The 16,765-nt window shown below is 67.5% G+C and carries 19 protein-coding genes and 1 tRNA gene; 14 read left to right on the forward strand and 6 right to left on the reverse strand.

Going from position 1 to position 16,765, the window contains the following annotated elements:
• Window positions 1-2: 2 nt before the first annotated feature.
• From fabF to fabD, 5 genes are all read right to left on the reverse strand, one after another.
• Window positions 3-1,259 carry a beta-ketoacyl-ACP synthase II gene (gene fabF / locus MC45_RS04345; RefSeq protein ID WP_038659984.1) on the reverse strand — a complete coding sequence of 419 codons (1,257 nt, stop codon included), beginning with the start codon at window positions 1,257-1,259 and terminating at the stop codon, window positions 3-5.
• A gap of 140 nt (window positions 1,260-1,399) precedes the next feature.
• Window positions 1,400-1,636 (reverse strand): acyl carrier protein, encoded by a 237-nt coding sequence (locus tag MC45_RS04350; protein ID WP_019515010.1) that lies wholly within the window; start codon window positions 1,634-1,636, stop codon window positions 1,400-1,402.
• Between the two features lie 117 nt (window positions 1,637-1,753).
• Window positions 1,754-2,494, reverse strand: coding sequence for a 3-oxoacyl-[acyl-carrier-protein] reductase (fabG, locus tag MC45_RS04355; protein WP_038659990.1), 741 nt, complete (start codon window positions 2,492-2,494; stop codon window positions 1,754-1,756).
• Between the two features lie 21 nt (window positions 2,495-2,515).
• Window positions 2,516-2,932, reverse strand: coding sequence for a GxxExxY protein (locus MC45_RS04360; RefSeq protein ID WP_038666435.1), 417 nt, complete (start codon window positions 2,930-2,932; stop codon window positions 2,516-2,518).
• Between the two features lie 71 nt (window positions 2,933-3,003).
• Window positions 3,004-3,963 (reverse strand): ACP S-malonyltransferase, encoded by a 960-nt coding sequence (gene fabD, locus MC45_RS04365; RefSeq protein ID WP_038659994.1) that lies wholly within the window; start codon window positions 3,961-3,963, stop codon window positions 3,004-3,006.
• A 194-nt stretch (window positions 3,964-4,157) separates the two neighbouring features.
• On the opposite strand from fabD, the gene MC45_RS04370 reads away from it, so the two are divergent.
• The 5 genes from MC45_RS04370 to MC45_RS04390 all read left to right on the forward strand — a co-directional run bounded on the left by MC45_RS04370 (window position 4,158) and on the right by MC45_RS04390 (window position 6,595).
• Window positions 4,158-4,520 (forward strand): RcnB family protein, encoded by a 363-nt coding sequence (locus MC45_RS04370; RefSeq protein ID WP_038659997.1) that lies wholly within the window; start codon window positions 4,158-4,160, stop codon window positions 4,518-4,520.
• Between the two features lie 153 nt (window positions 4,521-4,673).
• Window positions 4,674-5,123, forward strand: coding sequence for a 30S ribosomal protein S6 (gene rpsF / locus MC45_RS04375; RefSeq protein WP_038660000.1), 450 nt, complete (start codon window positions 4,674-4,676; stop codon window positions 5,121-5,123).
• On the forward strand, window positions 5,123-5,347 hold the full coding sequence (rpsR, locus tag MC45_RS04380) for a 30S ribosomal protein S18 (RefSeq protein ID WP_007403456.1): 225 nt from the start codon (window positions 5,123-5,125) through the stop codon (window positions 5,345-5,347). The genes rpsF and rpsR overlap by 1 nt, the downstream gene beginning before the upstream one ends.
• An 11-nt stretch (window positions 5,348-5,358) precedes the next feature.
• Window positions 5,359-5,961 carry a 50S ribosomal protein L9 gene (gene rplI / locus MC45_RS04385; RefSeq protein ID WP_038660005.1) on the forward strand — a complete coding sequence of 201 codons (603 nt, stop codon included), beginning with the start codon at window positions 5,359-5,361 and terminating at the stop codon, window positions 5,959-5,961.
• A 166-nt stretch (window positions 5,962-6,127) separates the two neighbouring features.
• Window positions 6,128-6,595 carry a hypothetical protein gene (locus tag MC45_RS04390; protein ID WP_038660008.1) on the forward strand — a complete coding sequence of 156 codons (468 nt, stop codon included), beginning with the start codon at window positions 6,128-6,130 and terminating at the stop codon, window positions 6,593-6,595.
• On the opposite strand, the gene mutL is transcribed toward MC45_RS04390, so the two are convergent.
• On the reverse strand, window positions 6,504-8,348 hold the full coding sequence (mutL, locus tag MC45_RS04395; RefSeq protein ID WP_038660011.1) for a DNA mismatch repair endonuclease MutL: 1,845 nt from the start codon (window positions 8,346-8,348) through the stop codon (window positions 6,504-6,506). The genes MC45_RS04390 and mutL overlap by 92 nt on opposite strands.
• A 130-nt stretch (window positions 8,349-8,478) precedes the next feature.
• On the opposite strand from mutL, the gene MC45_RS04400 reads away from it, so the two are divergent.
• From MC45_RS04400 to MC45_RS04440, 9 genes are all read left to right on the forward strand, one after another.
• Window positions 8,479-9,519 (forward strand): rod shape-determining protein, encoded by a 1,041-nt coding sequence (locus MC45_RS04400; protein WP_038660014.1) that lies wholly within the window; start codon window positions 8,479-8,481, stop codon window positions 9,517-9,519.
• 42 nt (window positions 9,520-9,561) lie between these two features.
• Complete coding sequence (locus tag MC45_RS04405; RefSeq protein ID WP_038660017.1) at window positions 9,562-10,473, forward strand: rod shape-determining protein MreC; 912 nt, start codon at window positions 9,562-9,564, stop codon at window positions 10,471-10,473.
• A 14-nt stretch (window positions 10,474-10,487) separates the two neighbouring features.
• Window positions 10,488-11,012, forward strand: a complete 525-nt coding sequence (gene mreD, locus MC45_RS04410; protein WP_038660022.1) for a rod shape-determining protein MreD — start codon at window positions 10,488-10,490, stop codon at window positions 11,010-11,012.
• On the forward strand, window positions 11,009-13,111 hold the full coding sequence (mrdA, locus tag MC45_RS04415; protein ID WP_179944561.1) for a penicillin-binding protein 2: 2,103 nt from the start codon (window positions 11,009-11,011) through the stop codon (window positions 13,109-13,111). Before mreD ends, mrdA begins: the two co-directional genes overlap by 4 nt.
• The gene (gene rodA / locus MC45_RS04420; RefSeq protein ID WP_038660025.1) at window positions 13,108-14,217 is read left to right on the forward strand and encodes a rod shape-determining protein RodA; all 1,110 of its coding nucleotides are present in this window, start codon (window positions 13,108-13,110) and stop codon (window positions 14,215-14,217) included. The genes mrdA and rodA overlap by 4 nt, the downstream gene beginning before the upstream one ends.
• A gap of 115 nt (window positions 14,218-14,332) precedes the next feature.
• A tRNA-Lys gene (locus MC45_RS04425) sits at window positions 14,333-14,408 on the forward strand.
• A 622-nt stretch (window positions 14,409-15,030) separates the two neighbouring features.
• Window positions 15,031-15,606: a hypothetical protein gene (locus MC45_RS04430; protein ID WP_038660028.1), complete on the forward strand. Its 576-nt coding sequence runs from the start codon at window positions 15,031-15,033 to the stop codon at window positions 15,604-15,606.
• Window positions 15,607-15,788: 182 nt separating this feature from the next.
• Window positions 15,789-16,220 (forward strand): hypothetical protein, encoded by a 432-nt coding sequence (locus MC45_RS04435; protein ID WP_038660031.1) that lies wholly within the window; start codon window positions 15,789-15,791, stop codon window positions 16,218-16,220.
• A 49-nt stretch (window positions 16,221-16,269) separates the two neighbouring features.
• Window positions 16,270-16,761, forward strand: a complete 492-nt coding sequence (locus MC45_RS04440; protein WP_038660034.1) for a DUF421 domain-containing protein — start codon at window positions 16,270-16,272, stop codon at window positions 16,759-16,761.
• Window positions 16,762-16,765: the final 4 nt, after the last annotated feature.

Consider the following 16,765-nt stretch of genomic DNA (forward strand, 5'->3'; position numbering starts at 1 on the left):
AATCAGATCGCCTTCATCACCAGCGAGGCGTTGGTGCCGCCGAAACCGAACGAATTGTTGAGCACCGCGCGCACCTCGCGCTTGCGCGCGACGTGCGGGACGAGGTCGACGCCCTCCGCACCTTCCGACGGATTGTCGAGGTTGAGCGTCGGCGGCACGATCTGGTCGCGCATCGCCAGGATACAGAAGATGCTCTCCACCGCGCCGGCACCGCCGAGCAGATGGCCGATCGCCGATTTGGTCGAGCTCATCGACAGGCCGCCGATCGCATCGCCGAACAGGCGCTTGACCGCGCCCAGCTCGATCATGTCGGCCATCGTCGAGGTGCCGTGCGCGTTGATATAGTCGATGTCGCCGAGCACGAGGCCCGAGCGCTTCATCGCCATTTCCATCGAGCGGAACGCGCCCGATCCCTCGGGTTCCGGTGCGGTGACGTGATAGGCGTCGCCCGACAGGCCGTAACCGACGACCTCGCAATAGATTTTCGCGCCACGCGCCTTGGCGTGCTCATATTCCTCGAGCACGACGACACCCGCGCCCTCGCCCATGACGAAGCCGTCGCGGTCGCGGTCATAGGGGCGGCTGGCCTGTTCGGGCCGGTCGTTGAAGCTGGTGTTGAGCGCGCGCGCCGCGGCGAAACCGGCGATGCCGATCGGACAGATCGTGCTTTCCGCGCCGCCCGCGAGCATCACGTCGGCATCGTCGAGCGCGATCATCCGCGCCGCGTCGCCGATCGAATGCGCGCCGGTCGAACAGGCGGTGACCACCGCATGGTTCGGCCCCATCAGACCGTATTTGATCGAAACCTGACCCGAGATCAGGTTGATGAGCCGGCCGTGGACGAAATGCGGGCTGACGCGCTTCGGCCCCTTTTCGGCGAGGACGAGCGATTCGCTCTCGATCCCCGGCAGGCCGCCGATGCCCGATCCGATCGAACAGCCGGTGCGGAACCGCTCCGCCTCGCTCATTTCGGTGAGGCCGGCGTCCTCGAGCGCTTGGCCGGCGGCATCGATGCCATAGACGATGAACGGATCGACCTGACGCTGGACCTTGTGGTCGACGCGCTTGTCGGGGTCGAAGCCGTAAGGATGATCCGCCGGCTTGACCTCGCAGGCGATGAGGCATTTCTGGTCCGACGCGTCGAAGCGCGTGATCGGGCCGGCGCCCGACTTGCCCGCGATCAGGTTCGCCCAGGCGGTTTCGACGTCCGCGCCAAGCGGGGTCACCAGACCCAAACCGGTTACGACAACGCGCCGCATACCCTTACTCCATCCAGTCCAAACAGGTCGCCGACCGACGGAAGCGGGCGGCTGTTACGAAAAACGGCCCCCCGCCCTCACAATCGGGGACGGGGAGCCGTTCAGATCCGGCCCTTAGCGGGCGCGGGCAAGCCGAAGGCTCAGCCCTTGTGCTCATCGATATAGGTGATCGCGTCCTTGACGGTCGTGATCTTCTCGGCGGCATCGTCAGGGATTTCCACCCCGAACTCTTCCTCGAACGCCATGACGAGCTCGACGATGTCGAGGCTGTCGGCACCCAGGTCGTCGATGAAGCTCGCGTCCTCGGTCACCTTGTCGGCTTCGACGCCGAGATGCTCGACGACGATCTTCTTCACGCGGTCGGCGGTCTCGCTCATGGTATAGTCCCTCTTCGCTTTGGGGGGTGTTTGTCAGTTACCAAACGCCCGTAGAACGGGGCGGTTCGGGTGGCAAGCGTCTGTTAAGGTCGATCGTTGTGATCAGCCCCAACCCGCCTAGATCATGGCCATGCCGCCGTTGACGTGCAAGGTCTGGCCGGTGACATATCCGGCTTCGCGGCTGGCGAGGTACACGACGGCGGCACCGATATCCTCGCCGGTGCCCAGATCGCCGGCCGGAATCCGCCCCAGCAGCGCGGTTTTCTGCGCCTCGGGCAGCACGTCGGTCATCGCCGAGCGGATGAAGCCCGGCGCGACGCAATTGACCGTGATGTTGCGGCTGGCCAGCTCCTGCGCCAGCGCCTTCGACATGCCGACGAGGCCGGCTTTCGATGCGGCATAATTCGCCTGGCCCGGATTGCCGGTCTGCCCGACCACCGAGGTGATCGACACGACGCGGCCGAAGCGCTGCTTCATCATCGGCTTGGCGGCGGCGCGGACGAGGCGGAACGCGGCTTCCAGATTGACGCGGATCACCTGATCCCATTCGTCGTCCTTCATCCGCATCGCCAGATTGTCGCGCGTCACGCCGGCGTTGTTGACGAGGATGTCGAGCCGCCCGCCGAGCGCCTGCACCGCCTGCGGCACCAGCGCGTCGACCGCGGCGGCATCCGACAGGTCGCACGGCACCGCGACATGCGCGCCGCCAAGCCCGGCGCGAAACGCCTCGAGCTTCTCCGCATTGGACCCCGACACCGCCAGCGTCGCCCCCTGCCCCGCCAGCGCCTTCGCGATGGCGGACCCGATACCCCCCGAAGCGCCGGTAACCAGCGCAGTCATGCCTGTGAGATCGAACATTCTAGTCTCCAAAACAGCTAATTATTTTTCGCGCAGAGGCGCAGAGGGCGCAGAGGGGCGGTGGTTGTTTACGAGACGCCGCACGCCTTCCTTGAGCGTCTCGCCACCAAAATTGATCAGCAGCCCGACGGGCCGTTTGGTTAACCGCAGATAGGTGAGCAATTGTTTGGCATGAACCGGCAGCAGCCGTTCGACGGACTTGACTTCAACGATCAATCGCCCGTCGACCAACAGATCCATCTTGAAAGCCCCGCCTATGCGGACGCCTTCGAACTCGATGTCAACGGGCTGCTGCCGGACCACAGCGTAGCCCATCTGGCCCAGCCGCACGGCAAGCACGGCTTCGTAAACGCTCTCAAGCAGTCCAGGCCCCAGATCGCGATGCAAACGAAGTGCGACGTCGACGACATCTCCGCTGATAGCATCGATATCCCGCACGTCTTCTTCCTCTGCGTCCTCTGCGCCTCTGCGCGCAAAAAAACTGTTTTCGCGAACCGCTCCCGCGATCATCACACCTTCTTTAGCAAATCCTCGATGTCGTCCATCGTGACGACGCTGATCGCCTCGACGTCGGGGGCGATGCGCTTGACCATCGGGGCGAGGACCTTGCCGCCGAATTCGACGAAATGCGTCACCCCCGCTTCGGCCATCGCCAGGACCGATTCGCGCCAGCGCACCATGCCCGTCACCTGACGGACCAGAGCGGCGCGGATCGCATCGGGGTCGGCGATCGGCACGGCGTCGACATTGGCATATACCGGCACCAGCGGCGCGGCGATCCGTGCATCGGCGAGCGCGGCCTCCATCGCCTCGGCGGCGGGCTGCATCAGCGGACAGTGGAACGGCGCCGACACCGGCAGCAGCAGCGCGCGCTTGGCGCCATGATCCTTGGCAAGCGCCACCGCGCGCTCGATCGCGACGCGGTGGCCGGAGATCACCACCTGCGACGGATCGTTGTCGTTGGCGACGGTGCAGACGAGGTCGCCACCACCCTCCGCGGCGATCGCCGCGACGGCGGCGGAGGCGATCGCCTGCGCCTTGGCGAGATCGGCACCGAGCAGCGCCGCCATCGCCCCCTCGCCGACCGGCACCGCCGCCTGCATCGCCTCACCGCGCAGCCGCAGCAGCCGCGCGGTGGTGGCGAGGTCGAACGCGCCCGCCGCGCACAATGCGCCATATTCACCCAGCGAGTGGCCCGCGACGTAGTCGGCCTTGTCGGCGAGACGGAGGCCGCCCTCGCGCTCGGCGACGCGCAGCGTGGCGATCGCATTGGCCATGATCGCCGGCTGCGCATTGGCGGTGAGCTGCAGGTCCTCGCCCGGCCCCTCGGCCATCAGCCGGAACAGATGCTGGCCGAGCGCCTCGTCGACCTCGCCGAACACCTCGCGCGCGACCGGGCTCGCCTCGGCCAGCGCCTTGCCCATGCCGACCGCCTGGCTGCCCTGGCCGGGAAAGATGAATGCCCGCATCGCGCGTCTCCTCTGAACAACAGGAGCGCGCCACTAGGACCGCTGCGGCCCTCACGCAACCTGAACGAACCTCCCGGAGTTGCGACACCTTGCGACCGTTTTCCGGGATCGACGAGAGAGGTGTGCGACAAGTCGCCCCTATCTCTCGTATCGACGCCGGACACGGCGCCGGTATGCAAATGGGAGTGATTACAATGAAGAAGCTGATCCTGAGCGCGATCGCCGCGACCCTCGTCGCCAGCCCGCTGGCGGTCGCCGCCGCCGACGCCGCCCCCGTGCAGCGCGAGCGCACCGTCACCACCGTCAAGGAGCGTCCGAACGGCCGCACCGTCGTCACCCAGCGCACCACCGTCCGCAACAACGGGCCGCGCGCCTGGCGCGCCGGCCAGCGCTTCGATCGCCGCTATGCGACCAACTATCGCGTCGTCCGCGACTATCGCACCTATCGCCTCGCCGCCCCGCCGCGCGGCCAGTATTGGGCGCGCTCGGGTAACGACGCGGTGCTCGTCCGCGACAACGGCACCGTCGTGCGGGTGATCGAGCGCTCGTTCCGCTAAGCGCCAAGGCTTGCCTTTTCGCCCGCAAGGCGTATGAGCATCGATACCCGGGGTGGAGAGCCAGTCTCTCCGCCCCGGTTTTTATGTTTGAGACGACAGTCGGAGGGGCGTCGCATGGGGCGGCGTCAGCGATCGGCCAACGAAGGACAAGGCATGGCTCTGTACGAGCACACGTTCCTTGCGCGCCAGGATCTGGCACAGGCGCAGGTGGACGCGCTGGCGGAAACCGCCACCAAGATCATCGAAGACAATGGCGGCAAGGTCGTCAAGACCGAGACCTGGGGCCTGCGCAGCCTCGCGTATCGCATCGCCAAGAACCGCAAGGCGCATTACGTCATGCTCGAGATCGATGCCCCCGGCACCGTGATCGCCGAGCTGGAGCGCCAGACGCAGATCAACGAAGACGTCATCCGCTACATGACCGTCAAGGTCGATGCGCTGGAAGACGGTCCGACCGTGATGATGCGCAAGCAGGAGCGCGATCGTGAGCGTCGTGGCGACCGCGAAGGCGGCCGTGATGGCGGCCCGCGCGGCGACCGTGGTGATCGTGGCGATCGTCCGGACCGTGCCCCCCGTCGTGACCGTGAAGAGGAGGCCGCATAATGGCTCGCCCGTTTTTCCGCCGCCGCAAGTCGTGCCCGTTCAGCGCCAAGGATGCGCCGCGGATCGACTATAAGGACGTCCGTCTGCTCCAGGGCTTCGTGTCCGAGCGTGGCAAGATCGTGCCGTCGCGCATCACCTCGGTGAGCGCCAAGAAGCAGCGCGAGCTCGCCCAGGCGATCAAGCGCGCCCGCCACCTGGGCCTGCTGCCCTACGTCGTTAAGTAAGGAACGGACACATGGACGTCATTCTGCTTGAGCGCGTCGAGAAGCTCGGCGCCATCGGCGACGTGGTGAAGGTCAAGGACGGGTTCGCCCGCAACTTCCTGCTGCCGAACAAGAAGGCGCTGCGCGCCAACGAAGCCAACCGCAAGGTGTTCGAGGCGAACCGCGCCCGCATCGAGAGCGACAACGCCAACCGTCGCGGCGAGGCCGAGAAGGAAGCGGGTTCGTTCAAGGACGCGAGCGTCACCCTGATCCGTCAGGCGTCGAACACCGGCCAGCTCTACGGTTCGGTCGCGGTTCGCGATCTGATCGAGGCGCTCGTCGCCGACGGCCACAAGGTCACCAAGAGCCAGGTGGTGCTGGACAAGCCGATCAAGTCGATCGGCCTGTACACCGTGCGCGTCGCGCTGCACCCCGAGGTCACCGTGACCGTCAAGGTCAACGTCGCCCGCTCGCCGGAAGAGGCCGAGATGCAGGCATCGGGCGTCGACGTGATGTCGTCGATGTTCGAGCGCGACGAAGCCGGCTTCGTCGAGGATTACGATCCCAACGCCGAGCCGGGCGCGACTGCCGAAGTGCAGGCCGACACCGCGGAGGAGGCACCGGCGCAGGGCTGAGCCCCGCGTTTGCCTGCCCGAAGACAAAGAGGCCGTCCGGAGCGATCCGGGCGGCTTTTTTCATGGTATCGGACGCCGACGGCAGCATTCCCAGCCGCGGCAGAATGGTCAGTGCTAATCAACGCGTTAACACACGCGAAAGACCTAGACCATTATGGACTGATTCATGCCAGCCCGTTTCAGCATCGCCGTCGACCCCGTCCGGCATCTCGTTACCGTCACCTCGGCGGGGTTCTTCCTGGTGGAAGACGTCGCGGCGTTCCGCGAGTCCTATCGCGATGCGCTCGAGCTGCTGCATTGCGGTCCCAACCAGCATCTGACGCTGACCGATGCATCGGGAATGCGCATCCAGAGCCGCGAGGTCGTCGAGGCGTTCATGGCGATGACGCGCGATCCCACGCTGCGCTCGCGCCGCATGGCGTTCGTCGTCGGCATGTCGCTGTCGCGCCAGCAGATGCGCCGCCTGCCCGAGCCGGGCCGCGAAGGCGTCGGCTATTTCTCCGAGCGCGCCGCGGCGGAGGCCTGGCTGTTCGAGGACTCGCTCACCGGCGGCCGAACAGTTTTTCAATATCGCCATGCGCCAGCTTCACCCAGGTCGGACGACCATGGTTGCATTGGCCAGAGTGCGGCGTAGCCTCCATCTCGCGGAGCAGCGCGTTCATCTCGGTCACGCCGAGCACCCGGCCGGCGCGCACCGAGCCGTGGCAGGCCATCGTCCCCGCCACCGCGTCGAGCCGCTCGCGCAGCGATAGCGCCTGATCGAAGGCGGCGAGTTCGTCGGCGAGGTCGGTGACCAGCCCGGTCGGGTCGGCCTGACCGAGCAGCGCCGGCGTCGCGCGCACCAGCATCGCGGTCGGCCCGAACCGTTCGAGGTCGAGGCCGAGTTCGGCGAGTTCTGCGGCCCGCGCCTCGAGCCGGTCGCAGGCGGGCTCCTCCAGCTCGACCACCTCGGGAAGCAGCAGCGCCTGCGAAGCGACCCGCCCGCCGGCGAGCGCGGCGCGCATCCGCTCGAGCACCAGCCGTTCGTGCGCGGCATGCTGGTCGACCAGCACCAGCCCGTCCTCCGCTTCGGCGACGATATAGGTCTTGGCGACCTGCCCGCGCGCGACCCCGAGCGGATGCGACGCGGTTTGCGGCGGCGGCGCCCAGGCGGGTTCGGCCCGCGCGGCCGGCGGCGCGGTGAAGAAGGTCGGCCGATAGTCGCGCACACCCCCGTAAAGCCCCGTCCCGCGCGACGCGGCGTCGAGGGCCGCAGACACCTCACCGATACCGACCGTCTCCGGCAGCCCCCAAGCTCGCCCCTCCGCAGGAGGAGCGGGGCTTTCGGGCTGCCACATCGCCAGCGCATCCGCGCTCGGCCGCTGCACGCTGCGATGCCCGGCGGCATCCAGCGCCCGCCGCAGCCCCGACACGATCAGTCCGCGCACCATGGCGGGATCGCGAAAGCGCACCTCGGTCTTGGCGGGGTGGACGTTGACGTCGACCTCGCTCGCCGGCACGTCGAGGAACAGCGCCACCACCGCATGGCGGTCGCGCGGCAGCATCTCGGCATAGGCGCCGCGGATCGCGCCCATCAGCAGCCGGTCGCGCACCGGCCGGCCGTTGACGAACAGATATTGGTGATCGGCGACGCCGCGATTGTAGGTCGGGATGCTCGCCACCCCGCCGAGCACCAGCGGCCCGGCGTCCGTCGGCCGCTCGAGGTCGATCGCCACCGCATTGTCGGCGAGCGCGCGGTCGGTCAGCGCCGCGACGCGCTCCGGCCGCTCCTCCGCCTGCGTCACCGCCAGCGCGCGGCGGCCATCGTGTTCGAGCGTGAAGGCGATGTCGCAGCGGGCCATCGCCAGCCGCCGCACCGCATCGAGGCAGGCGGCATATTCCGCGCGCGGCGAGCGCAGGAACTTGCGCCGCGCCGGCACCCGGCCGAACAATGCCTCGACGATCACCCGCGTCCCCGGCGGCAACGCGGCCGGCCCCTCGCGGAGCAGCGCACCATTGTCGATCGTCCGCGCCCAGCCCTCGCCCCCCGCGACTCGGCTTTCGATCGTCAGCCGCGCGACGCTGGCGATCGACGGCAGCGCCTCGCCGCGGAAGCCGAGCGTGGCGACCATTTCGAGCGCGCCCTCGTCGCCGACCAGCGAATCCGGCAGTTTCGACGTCGCGTGCCGCTCCAGCGCCAGTGCCATGTCGGCGGGGGTCATGCCGCACCCGTCGTCGGCCACCTCGATCCGTGAAAGGCCGCCCTCCGAGAGGGTTATCGCGATCCGCCGGGCACCCGCATCGATCGCATTCTCGACCAGCTCCTTCAACGCGCTGGCGGGCCTTTCCACCACTTCACCGGCGGCGATACGGTTGACGAGATGTTCAGGCAGACGGCGTATTGACACCGCGCAAGCTCTATACCAAGCGAACGCATCCCGCGAGCCCCTCCGCCAGACGTGACGAACTTCGTGACCGACACGGTCTGCGGCGGGTCTCCTGGAACTCCCGCGTCCCGCATACGGAACCTAGCGCTCGATGGCATTTCCTCGCTTCTTCAAATTCATGTCCCATGACATGGCGATCGATCTCGGCACCGCGAACACGCTGGTCTACGTCCGCGGCCGCGGCATCGTGCTCAACGAGCCGTCGGTGGTCGCGGTCGAGACGATCAACGGCGTGCGCCGGGTGAAGGCGGTCGGCGACGACGCCAAGCTGATGATGGGCAAGACGCCGGGCTCGATCGAGGCGATCCGGCCGCTGCGCGACGGCGTCATCGCCGACATCGACGTGGCCGAAGAGATGATCAAGCATTTCATCCGCAAGGTGCACGGACCGCGCAAGTTCGCGCGCTGGCCCGAGATCGTGATCTGCGTGCCGTCGGGTTCGACCAAGGTCGAGCGTCGCGCGATCCGCGACGCCGCGTCGAACGCGGGCGCGAGCCAGGTCTATCTAATCGAGGAGCCGATGGCGGCGGCGATCGGCGCCGACATGCCCGTCACCGAGCCGATCGGCTCGATGGTCGTCGACATCGGCGGCGGCACCACCGAGGTCGCGGTGCTGTCGCTGCGCGGCCTCGCCTATACCACCTCGGTCCGCGTCGGCGGCGACAAGATGGACGAGGCGATCGTCAGCTACGTCCGCCGCAACCACAATCTGCTGATCGGCGAGGCCACCGCCGAGCGGATCAAGCAGGAGGTCGGCATCGCGCGACCGCCCGCCGACGGCATCGGCAAGATCATCTTCGTCAAGGGCCGCGATCTCGTCAACGGCGTGCCCAAGGAGATCCAGATCAACCAGGGCCAGATCGCCGAGGCGCTGAGCGAGCCGGTCGCGACGATCGTCGAGGGCGTCCGCGTCGCGCTCGAGAATACCGCACCCGAACTCGCCGCCGACATCGTCGACCAGGGCATCGTGCTCACCGGCGGCGGCGCGCTGCTCGAGGGGCTGGACGAGGTGCTGCGCGACGAGACCGGCCTGCCGGTCACCGTCGCCGAGGACCCGCTGACCTGCGTCGCGCTCGGCACCGGCCGCGCGCTCGAGGATCCGATGTTCCGCGGCGTGCTGCAGACCGGCTAAGCCGCGAACGTTCTTTCACACGAGACGGGGGGACATCGGCGCATGGCGCCTGCCCGCGACCGTCGCACGGGTTTCTCGCGGCGACGGCAGTATAGTACGTTCTTCGGCTACGTGCTCGCAGTGGCGGGCGCGGTGGTCGGTGCCGCGCTGCTCGCCGCCTCCATCTTCAATCCGCCCGCGTTCAGCGCGGCGCGGATGGCGGTGGCGAGCGTCACCGCGCCCGTCGCCAGCGTGCTCGACGCCGGCGTCGACGCGGTCGCGTCGGTGCCAGAGGCGATCGGCACCTGGTTCCACGTCCACGGCGAGAATGCCACGCTCCGCGCCGAGGCCAAGCGCCATCGCGCGCTGCTCACCAAGGCGCGGGTCATCGCCTATGACAACCGCCGCCTGCGCGCGCTGCTCAGGGTACGCGACCGCACGCCCGAACCGGTCGTCGCGGCGCGGCTCGTCGCCTCGACCGCATCGAGCGGCCGGCGCTTCGCCTTGCTCGACGCCGGGCGGGTGCAGGGCGTCACCCCGGGCATGCCCGTCCGCGGTCCCGAAGGGCTGGTCGGCCGCGTGCTTGAATCCGGGCCGTTCGCCGCGCGCGTGCTGCTGATCACCGATCCCGACAGCCTGGTGCCGGTACGCCGCACCCGCGACGGCATGCCGGCGATCGCCGCCGGCCGCGGCGACGGCCGCGTCGACATCCGCTCGGTCAACGCCGCCAACGTCCGCTTCGCCGCCGGCGACATGTTCGTCACCTCGGGCACCGGCGGCCTCTACGCGCCGGGCGTACCCGTCGCGCAGGTCGAGGCGACGGGGTCGGACAGCGTCCTCGCCATTCCGTTCGCCGCGCCGGACTCGCTCGATTTCGCGTTGGTCGAACGGCCGTTCATGCCGCTGCCGCCGCCCCCGCCGCCGCGTGCCGCCGCCCCTCCCGCGACGCCGTCCGCGCCCGCGCCAGCCCGTTGAGCGGGGTGACGCCCATGTCCCGCTCCACGATCGACTATCGGCCCTTCGAACCGCCGCTGCCGCCCGGCCGGGCGCGGGCGGTGCCGTGGATGAGCGTCCTCGGCGGCTCGGCGCTCACCGCGGTGCTGCCGGTCGTCGCCAGCCTCGCGCTGGTGCCGCCGCTGGGGCTGCTGATGCTGCTGACCTGGCGGCTGCTCGCGCGCTTCGCGCTGCGCCCCTGGGCCGCGGCGCCGCTCGGCCTGTTCGACGATCTCGTCAGCGGCCAGCCGCTCGGTTCTGCGGTGCTGCTCTGGTCGCTCTGCTTCATCGCCATCGATCTCATCGAGCAGCGACTGGTGTTCCGCGACTTCTGGCAGGACTGGCTGATCGCCAGCGGCGCGCTCGCCTTCTGCCTCACCGTCGGGCGCTGGATCGCGCTTCCGCTCGGCGCGCACGTCGATCCCGTGCTATTGGCGCAGATCATGATCGCGGTGATGCTCTTCCCCCTCTCGGTCCGCTTCGTCGCCTGGATCGACCGCAAGCGCGGACCGGCGGCATGATCCGCCGCTCGCCCCGCATCGTCACCGAGGCGATGCAGACGTACAGCTTCTCGCGCCGCGCCTGGCTGCTCGGCACCGCACAGGCGGGGGTCGGCGTGCTGCTCGCCGCGCGGATGGGCTGGCTCGCGATCGCGCAGAACGAGAAATACAACCTTCTCGCCGAGAGCAACCGCGTCAATCTGACGATGATCCCGCCGCGCCGCGGCTGGATCATCGACCGCCACGGCGCGCCGATCGCCAACAACCGCACCGACTTCCGGATCGACATCATCCCGGATCGCCTCGAAGGCGGCGACGCCGGTCGCGACCGCGTGCTCGGGCTGCTCACGCGGCTGCTCGATCTGACCCCGGACGACGTCGAGCGGATCAGGATCGACCTCAAGGGCGCGGCCGGCTTCCAGCCTGTCCAAGTCGCCGAGAACATCAGCTGGGACCGGTTCGCCGCGATCAGCCTGCGCCAGCCCGAATTGCCCGGCGTCGCGCCGACCCGCGGCTTCGCGCGCGCCTATCCCGCCGGTGCCGCGGTCGCGCATCTCACCGGCTATGTCGGTGCCGCCAACGCCGAACAGTTCAAGAAGACGCGCGACCCGCTGCTCGTCACCCCCGGCTTCAAGCTCGGCAAGGACGGGCTGGAAAAGCAGCTCGAGACGCAATTGCGCGGTACGCCGGGCGCCAAGCGCGTCGAGGTCACCGCGCGCGGCAAGGTCGTCGCGGAATTGCCGACCCGCGCCGACGTGCCGGGCAAGACGCAGCGGCTGACGATCGATGCCGGCTTGCAGGAATATGCCGCGCGCCGGCTCGGCACCAATTCGGGTTCGACGGTGGTGATGGACTGCCGCACCGGCGAGATGCTGGCGATGGTGTCGATGCCCGCCTACGACCCCAACAGCTTCTCCGACGGGATCAGCCATCTCGAATGGAAGATGCTGTCCGACGACGACCACGTGCCGCTGATGAACAAGGTGACGCAGGGTCTGTATCCGCCGGGGTCGACGGTGAAGCCGATGAACGGCCTCGCCTTGCTCGCCGCGGGCGTCGGCGCGCACGACCGCATCGTCTGCTCGGGCGCCTTGCGCGTCGGCACCGGCATCTTCCACTGCCACAAGAAGGGCGGCCATGGCCCGCTCGACCTCAAGGGCGCGATCGAGCAGAGCTGCGACATCTATTTCTACGAGATGATCCGCCGGCTCGGCTATGACAAGATCGCGCCCATCGCCCGGATGGTTGGGCTCGGCCAGAAGTTCGATCTGCCGATCGCCACGCAGCGCTATGGCACGGTGCCGGATTCCGAGTGGAAGCTGCGCAAGTACAAGCACAATTGGACCGTCGCCGACGGCCTCAACGCGTCGATCGGCCAGGGCTATGTGCTCGCCAACCCGCTCCAGCTCGCGGTGATGGCGGCGCGCATCGCCTCCGGGCGGACGTTGCAACCGAGTCTGCTCGCCAACCACGTCCACCTCGACGCGCCCGCCCTTCCCGTCGCCTCGGACCATCTCGCGATCGTCCGCGATGCGATGTACGGCGTGATCAATCAGGGCGGGACCGGTGCCGCCGCGCGGATGCTGGTGCCTGGCGTCGCCATCGCCGGCAAGACCGGCACCGCGCAGGTCCGCCGCATCACCATGGCGGAACGGCGCAGCACCGGCGTGATCAAGAACGGTCAATTGCCCTTCAAGATGCGCGACCACGCGCTGTTCGTCGGCTTCGCCCCCGCCGACAACCCGCGCTACGCGATCGCGGTGGTGCTCGAACACAATGGCCACACCGTCCGCAACCTCGATACGCCGATGATCGGCCGCGACATCATGACCTATCTGTTCGATCGCGACCGCGCGATGAAGAGCCTCGCCGACGTCGAGCCGACCTGGGGCGGCGACATCGGCACGCGCATGACGGCGCAGGCCGCCGCCTATCGCGCCGCACAATCGCCACCGCCCGCCGCCAACGCCACCAAGACCGACGCGACCGTGCCGAGCGATTCCGATGCGGTGGAGGCGGCGACCGATCTCGCCAACCAGACCCAGGCGGCGCTTGCCACGCCCGGTCCGGTCGGCAACACCGTCGCCGAAGACGGCACGACCGAACGAAGCGAACCATGACCCGCAGCCGTATCGTCCCCGATCCCATCGCCCGCCAGCCGTGGCGCGTCATCCTTCTGGTGGTGGCGATCGGTGCGTTCGGCCAGATCGTGCTCTATTCCGCCGCCGGCGGCTCGCTCCAGCCTTGGGCGCTCTCGCAGGGTATCCGCTTCTTCGTGCTGCTCGGCGCGGCGCTCGGCATCTCCTACGTCCCCGAGCGGATCTGGAAGGCGTCGGCGCTGCCCGCTTATGTCGTGATCGTCGTCGCGCTGGTGCTGGTCGAGCTGGTCGGCGCGGTGCGCGGCGGCAGCCAGCGCTGGCTCGACGTCGGCATCAAGCTACAACCTTCCGAATTCATGAAGCCAGTGATCGTGCTCGCCTGCGCGCGCTTTTACGACATGCTGCCGCCCAACGAGACGCGGCGGTTCGGCGCGATCTGGCCCGCCGCGCTGCTGGTCGGCATCCCCGCCGCGCTGATCGCCAAACAGCCCGATCTCGGCACCGCCTTGATGGTCTGCGGCGGCGGCGTCGTCGTCATGTTCCTGGCGGGCGTACCGATGCGGCTGTTCATCGGCGGCGCATTGGCCCTGGCGGTCGCCGCGCCGATCGCCTTCAACTACGTGCTGCACGATTATCAGCGCAACCGCGTGCTGATCTTCCTCGATCCCGAGAGCGACCCGTTGCGCACCGGCTATCACATCAGCCAGTCGAAGATCGCGATCGGCTCGGGCGGGATCTGGGGCAAGGGCTTCCTCAACGGGACGCAGAGCCATCTCGATTATCTCCCCGAAGGCCACACCGACTTTGTCTTCGCGACGATGGCGGAGGAATGGGGACTGGTCGGCGGCTGCCTGCTGATCCTCGCCTTCATCCTGGTGGTGCGCTGGGGGGTCAATGTCGGCCAGCACGCCACCACCCGCTTCGCGCGCCTCACCGCCGCCGGGCTGGCGACGACGATCTTCTTCTACGTCGCGATTAATCTCGCGATGGTGATGGGCCTCGCGCCGGTGGTCGGCATCCCCCTGCCCCTCGTCAGTTTCGGCAGTTCCGCGCAGATGACCGTCCTGCTCTGCATCGGCGTTCTGATGTCGATCGACCGGCAAAACCGGCGTGCGGTACGCTGGTGAGACAAAAAATGCCGCAGGTGCAAAAAAGGGTTTGCAACCTGCGGCACGACTGCTAATTGGCCGCCTCCCGACGGGGCCGGCGCCTCTCCAAAGCGCCAACAACAGGCCAAGTCATGGACGCATAGCTCAGTTGGTAGAGCAGCTGACTCTTAATCAGCGGGTCCTTGGTTCGAGCCCAAGTGCGTCCACCACCCCTTCCGCCGCAAATAACCGAAGTTTTCGACAGCGGCTGAGGCATGTCTATTCGACATGTTCCGATACGATTTCCGACAAATCTTCCCGATTTTGATGACGTGCGCGCGGCGCGCCGCGGCATTTTGTAAGCGTTGTCAGCGGTCGCCTTGCGGCCGATCCACGTGACGTCGAGCGTTGCGTCACTGGAGATCGGTAACACATCGGCGCTTACCGACCGGACCTTCGCGATCCTGCCGTGACGGAAGCCGGCGACGGTCATCTTCTTCGGCAGCCCTGCCTTGAAGCAGATCGCGCGGCGCATCGACTGGATGCAGAGCTTTTCATATCCTTGCCGCTACGCTCCTCCACGACAATGACGGCGGCGAGGCGCGACGTGCGCGCGAGCTTGTCCCCGACTGCTTCTGTCGGTTATTCTCTGATCCAGCGAGGTATGACACCCGAACTTAAGCGACCAACGGTAAGGGCCAGCAATAGTATCCTTGAAGTGCCTTTCAAGAGGCTGTTGCCGCATTGCAACACGCTCTCCGTGCCGTTTGCGGCGGTCGGATACGCATCGAAGGACGGCGGTTTCATCACCTGACAGGCTGTGTTTCGCCTGCCGCTTACAAGGTGATTGATATGAAGAAGCTGCTTCTCGCAGCGGCCAGTGCCGCGTTCCTGATCCCCGCCGCAGCCTTTGCCCAGGACACGACGTCCGACGGTTCGCGCGCCTTCGGGATCGATCCGTATGTCGGCGTGACCGGCGTGTACGAAGGTTTCGAGAGCAACCCGGGCCACGGCATTCCCTTCTCGGCGCCCGGCGATCGCCTGAAGGGCGGCCTCGTCGAAGGCGTCGCGGGCGTGAACGTGCCGCTCGGTTCCTTCTTCGTCGGTGTCGAAGGCAATGCCGCCAAAGGCTTCAGCGGCGACATCGACTGGGAATATGGCGTCCACGGCCGCGCCGGCGTGCGTGCAGGTGAAACCGGGCTGGTCTATGGCAAGGTCGGCTATCGCTGGGTGAACTTCGATCGCTACGGCAACAACAGCCCCGACTTCGGCCGCATCTCCTACGGCGTCGGCGGCGAGTTCGGGCCCAAGGCGATCGGGCTCGACGGTCTCGTGAAGAAGGAGGGCGTGCGCTTCCGCGCCGAAGTCGCCACGACCGGGAATTTCGAGACGGTCCGCCCCTCGTTGGGGATCATCGGCCACTTCTGATCCGTTTCAGACTGTTGCCTCACGGAGCCCCGGACCATGTGTCCGGGGCTCTTCGTGTCTCAGCATCCCAGCGACGTATCGCCTTCATATTGCGTGATAATTTTGAGCCCGCAGGGGCCGATGTCGCCGATGGACTGTTGAGGCCCCGCGCGTGATCTCGTCCGCCGCGCTGGAGCCAGGATATGTCGCTGAAAGATATCGTTGATAACACGGCCGCCGCGGTCGGTTCCGTTGCCGCGGCCGCCGCTGATCCGGTCGACGCCAAGGCGGAGCGATCGGCGTTGCTCACCGATCTGCGTCAGGCGCGAACCGCGTTTGACACGAACCCGTCCGCACCGGCCGGCGGGCGGTGGCTCGCCGCCGACGGCGCCGGACGCGTGGCGTTCACGCCGATGCGTCCCGACGGCCAGCCTATGGTCATCGGCGGGCAGTCGGTCACGTTCTGGCAGGCCGAAGCGCTTCCGGCGATGCTCGATGCGTTCGAAGCTGCGATCAACGCCGGCGAACTCGACCCGCAGCTGACCGGATCGACCCCGGCGGGACATTCGCTCCCGTTGGAGCGGCTCGCGAACACATCGCCCCAGCGTCCGACGCCGGATACGGCAACATATTGAAATAGAGCCTATGCGCTGCTCGGCGCGTTCACTCGACCGAGAGGTGCGCATGCCCGACTGGTCGTCGATGTTCAAACCCGAGCTGTCGCTATGGGAGGTGATCGCGCGCGGCACGATCATGTACCTCTTCCTGTTCCTGGTGATGCGCTTCCTGCTGAAGCGGGAGGGCGGACAGGTCAATATCGCCGACATCCTGGTCGTCGTGGCGGTCGTCGATGGCGCGCAGCCGGCATTCAGCGGCGACGCGCAGTCGATCACCGAGAGCGCCGTCTTCGTTCTGACGATCCTGTTCTGGAGCTGGGTCCTCAATTGGGCAAGCTACCACTTCAAGCCGCTCGCCTTCCTCACCGCCGCTCCCCCGATGGTGCTGGTCGAGGACGGGAAACTCAATCGTGCCAACATGCGCAAGGCCTTGATGAACCGAGAGGAGCTGATGCAGCAGCTGCGGGAAGAGGGCGTCGAGGATCTCGAGCTTGTCCATCACGTCATCATGGAAGGCGATGGCGAGATCAGCGTGATCAAGAAGGACGATGCGGCGTAACGAA

The sequence above is a fragment of the Sphingomonas taxi genome (genome assembly GCF_000764535.1).
Taxonomy (GTDB): Bacteria; Pseudomonadota; Alphaproteobacteria; order Sphingomonadales; family Sphingomonadaceae; genus Sphingomonas; species Sphingomonas taxi.

Coding starts and splice junctions, on each gene's coding strand:
- fabF (WP_038659984.1), bottom strand. CDS start 1,259: ATGCGGCGCGTTGTCGTAACCGGTTTGGGTCTGGTGACCCCGCTTGGC.
- MC45_RS04350 (WP_019515010.1), bottom strand. CDS start 1,636: ATGAGCGAGACCGCCGACCGCGTGAAGAAGATCGTCGTCGAGCATCTC.
- fabG (WP_038659990.1), bottom strand. CDS start 2,494: ATGTTCGATCTCACAGGCATGACTGCGCTGGTTACCGGCGCTTCGGGG.
- fabD (WP_038659994.1), bottom strand. CDS start 3,963: ATGCGGGCATTCATCTTTCCCGGCCAGGGCAGCCAGGCGGTCGGCATG.
- MC45_RS04370 (WP_038659997.1), top strand. CDS start 4,158: ATGAAGAAGCTGATCCTGAGCGCGATCGCCGCGACCCTCGTCGCCAGC.
- rpsF (WP_038660000.1), top strand. CDS start 4,674: ATGGCTCTGTACGAGCACACGTTCCTTGCGCGCCAGGATCTGGCACAG.
- rpsR (WP_007403456.1), top strand. CDS start 5,123: ATGGCTCGCCCGTTTTTCCGCCGCCGCAAGTCGTGCCCGTTCAGCGCC.
- rplI (WP_038660005.1), top strand. CDS start 5,359: ATGGACGTCATTCTGCTTGAGCGCGTCGAGAAGCTCGGCGCCATCGGC.
- MC45_RS04390 (WP_038660008.1), top strand. CDS start 6,128: ATGCCAGCCCGTTTCAGCATCGCCGTCGACCCCGTCCGGCATCTCGTT.
- MC45_RS04400 (WP_038660014.1), top strand. CDS start 8,479: ATGGCATTTCCTCGCTTCTTCAAATTCATGTCCCATGACATGGCGATC.
- MC45_RS04405 (WP_038660017.1), top strand. CDS start 9,562: ATGGCGCCTGCCCGCGACCGTCGCACGGGTTTCTCGCGGCGACGGCAG.
- mreD (WP_038660022.1), top strand. CDS start 10,488: ATGTCCCGCTCCACGATCGACTATCGGCCCTTCGAACCGCCGCTGCCG.
- mrdA (WP_179944561.1), top strand. CDS start 11,009: ATGATCCGCCGCTCGCCCCGCATCGTCACCGAGGCGATGCAGACGTAC.
- rodA (WP_038660025.1), top strand. CDS start 13,108: ATGACCCGCAGCCGTATCGTCCCCGATCCCATCGCCCGCCAGCCGTGG.
- MC45_RS04430 (WP_038660028.1), top strand. CDS start 15,031: ATGAAGAAGCTGCTTCTCGCAGCGGCCAGTGCCGCGTTCCTGATCCCC.
- MC45_RS04435 (WP_038660031.1), top strand. CDS start 15,789: ATGTCGCTGAAAGATATCGTTGATAACACGGCCGCCGCGGTCGGTTCC.
- MC45_RS04440 (WP_038660034.1), top strand. CDS start 16,270: ATGCCCGACTGGTCGTCGATGTTCAAACCCGAGCTGTCGCTATGGGAG.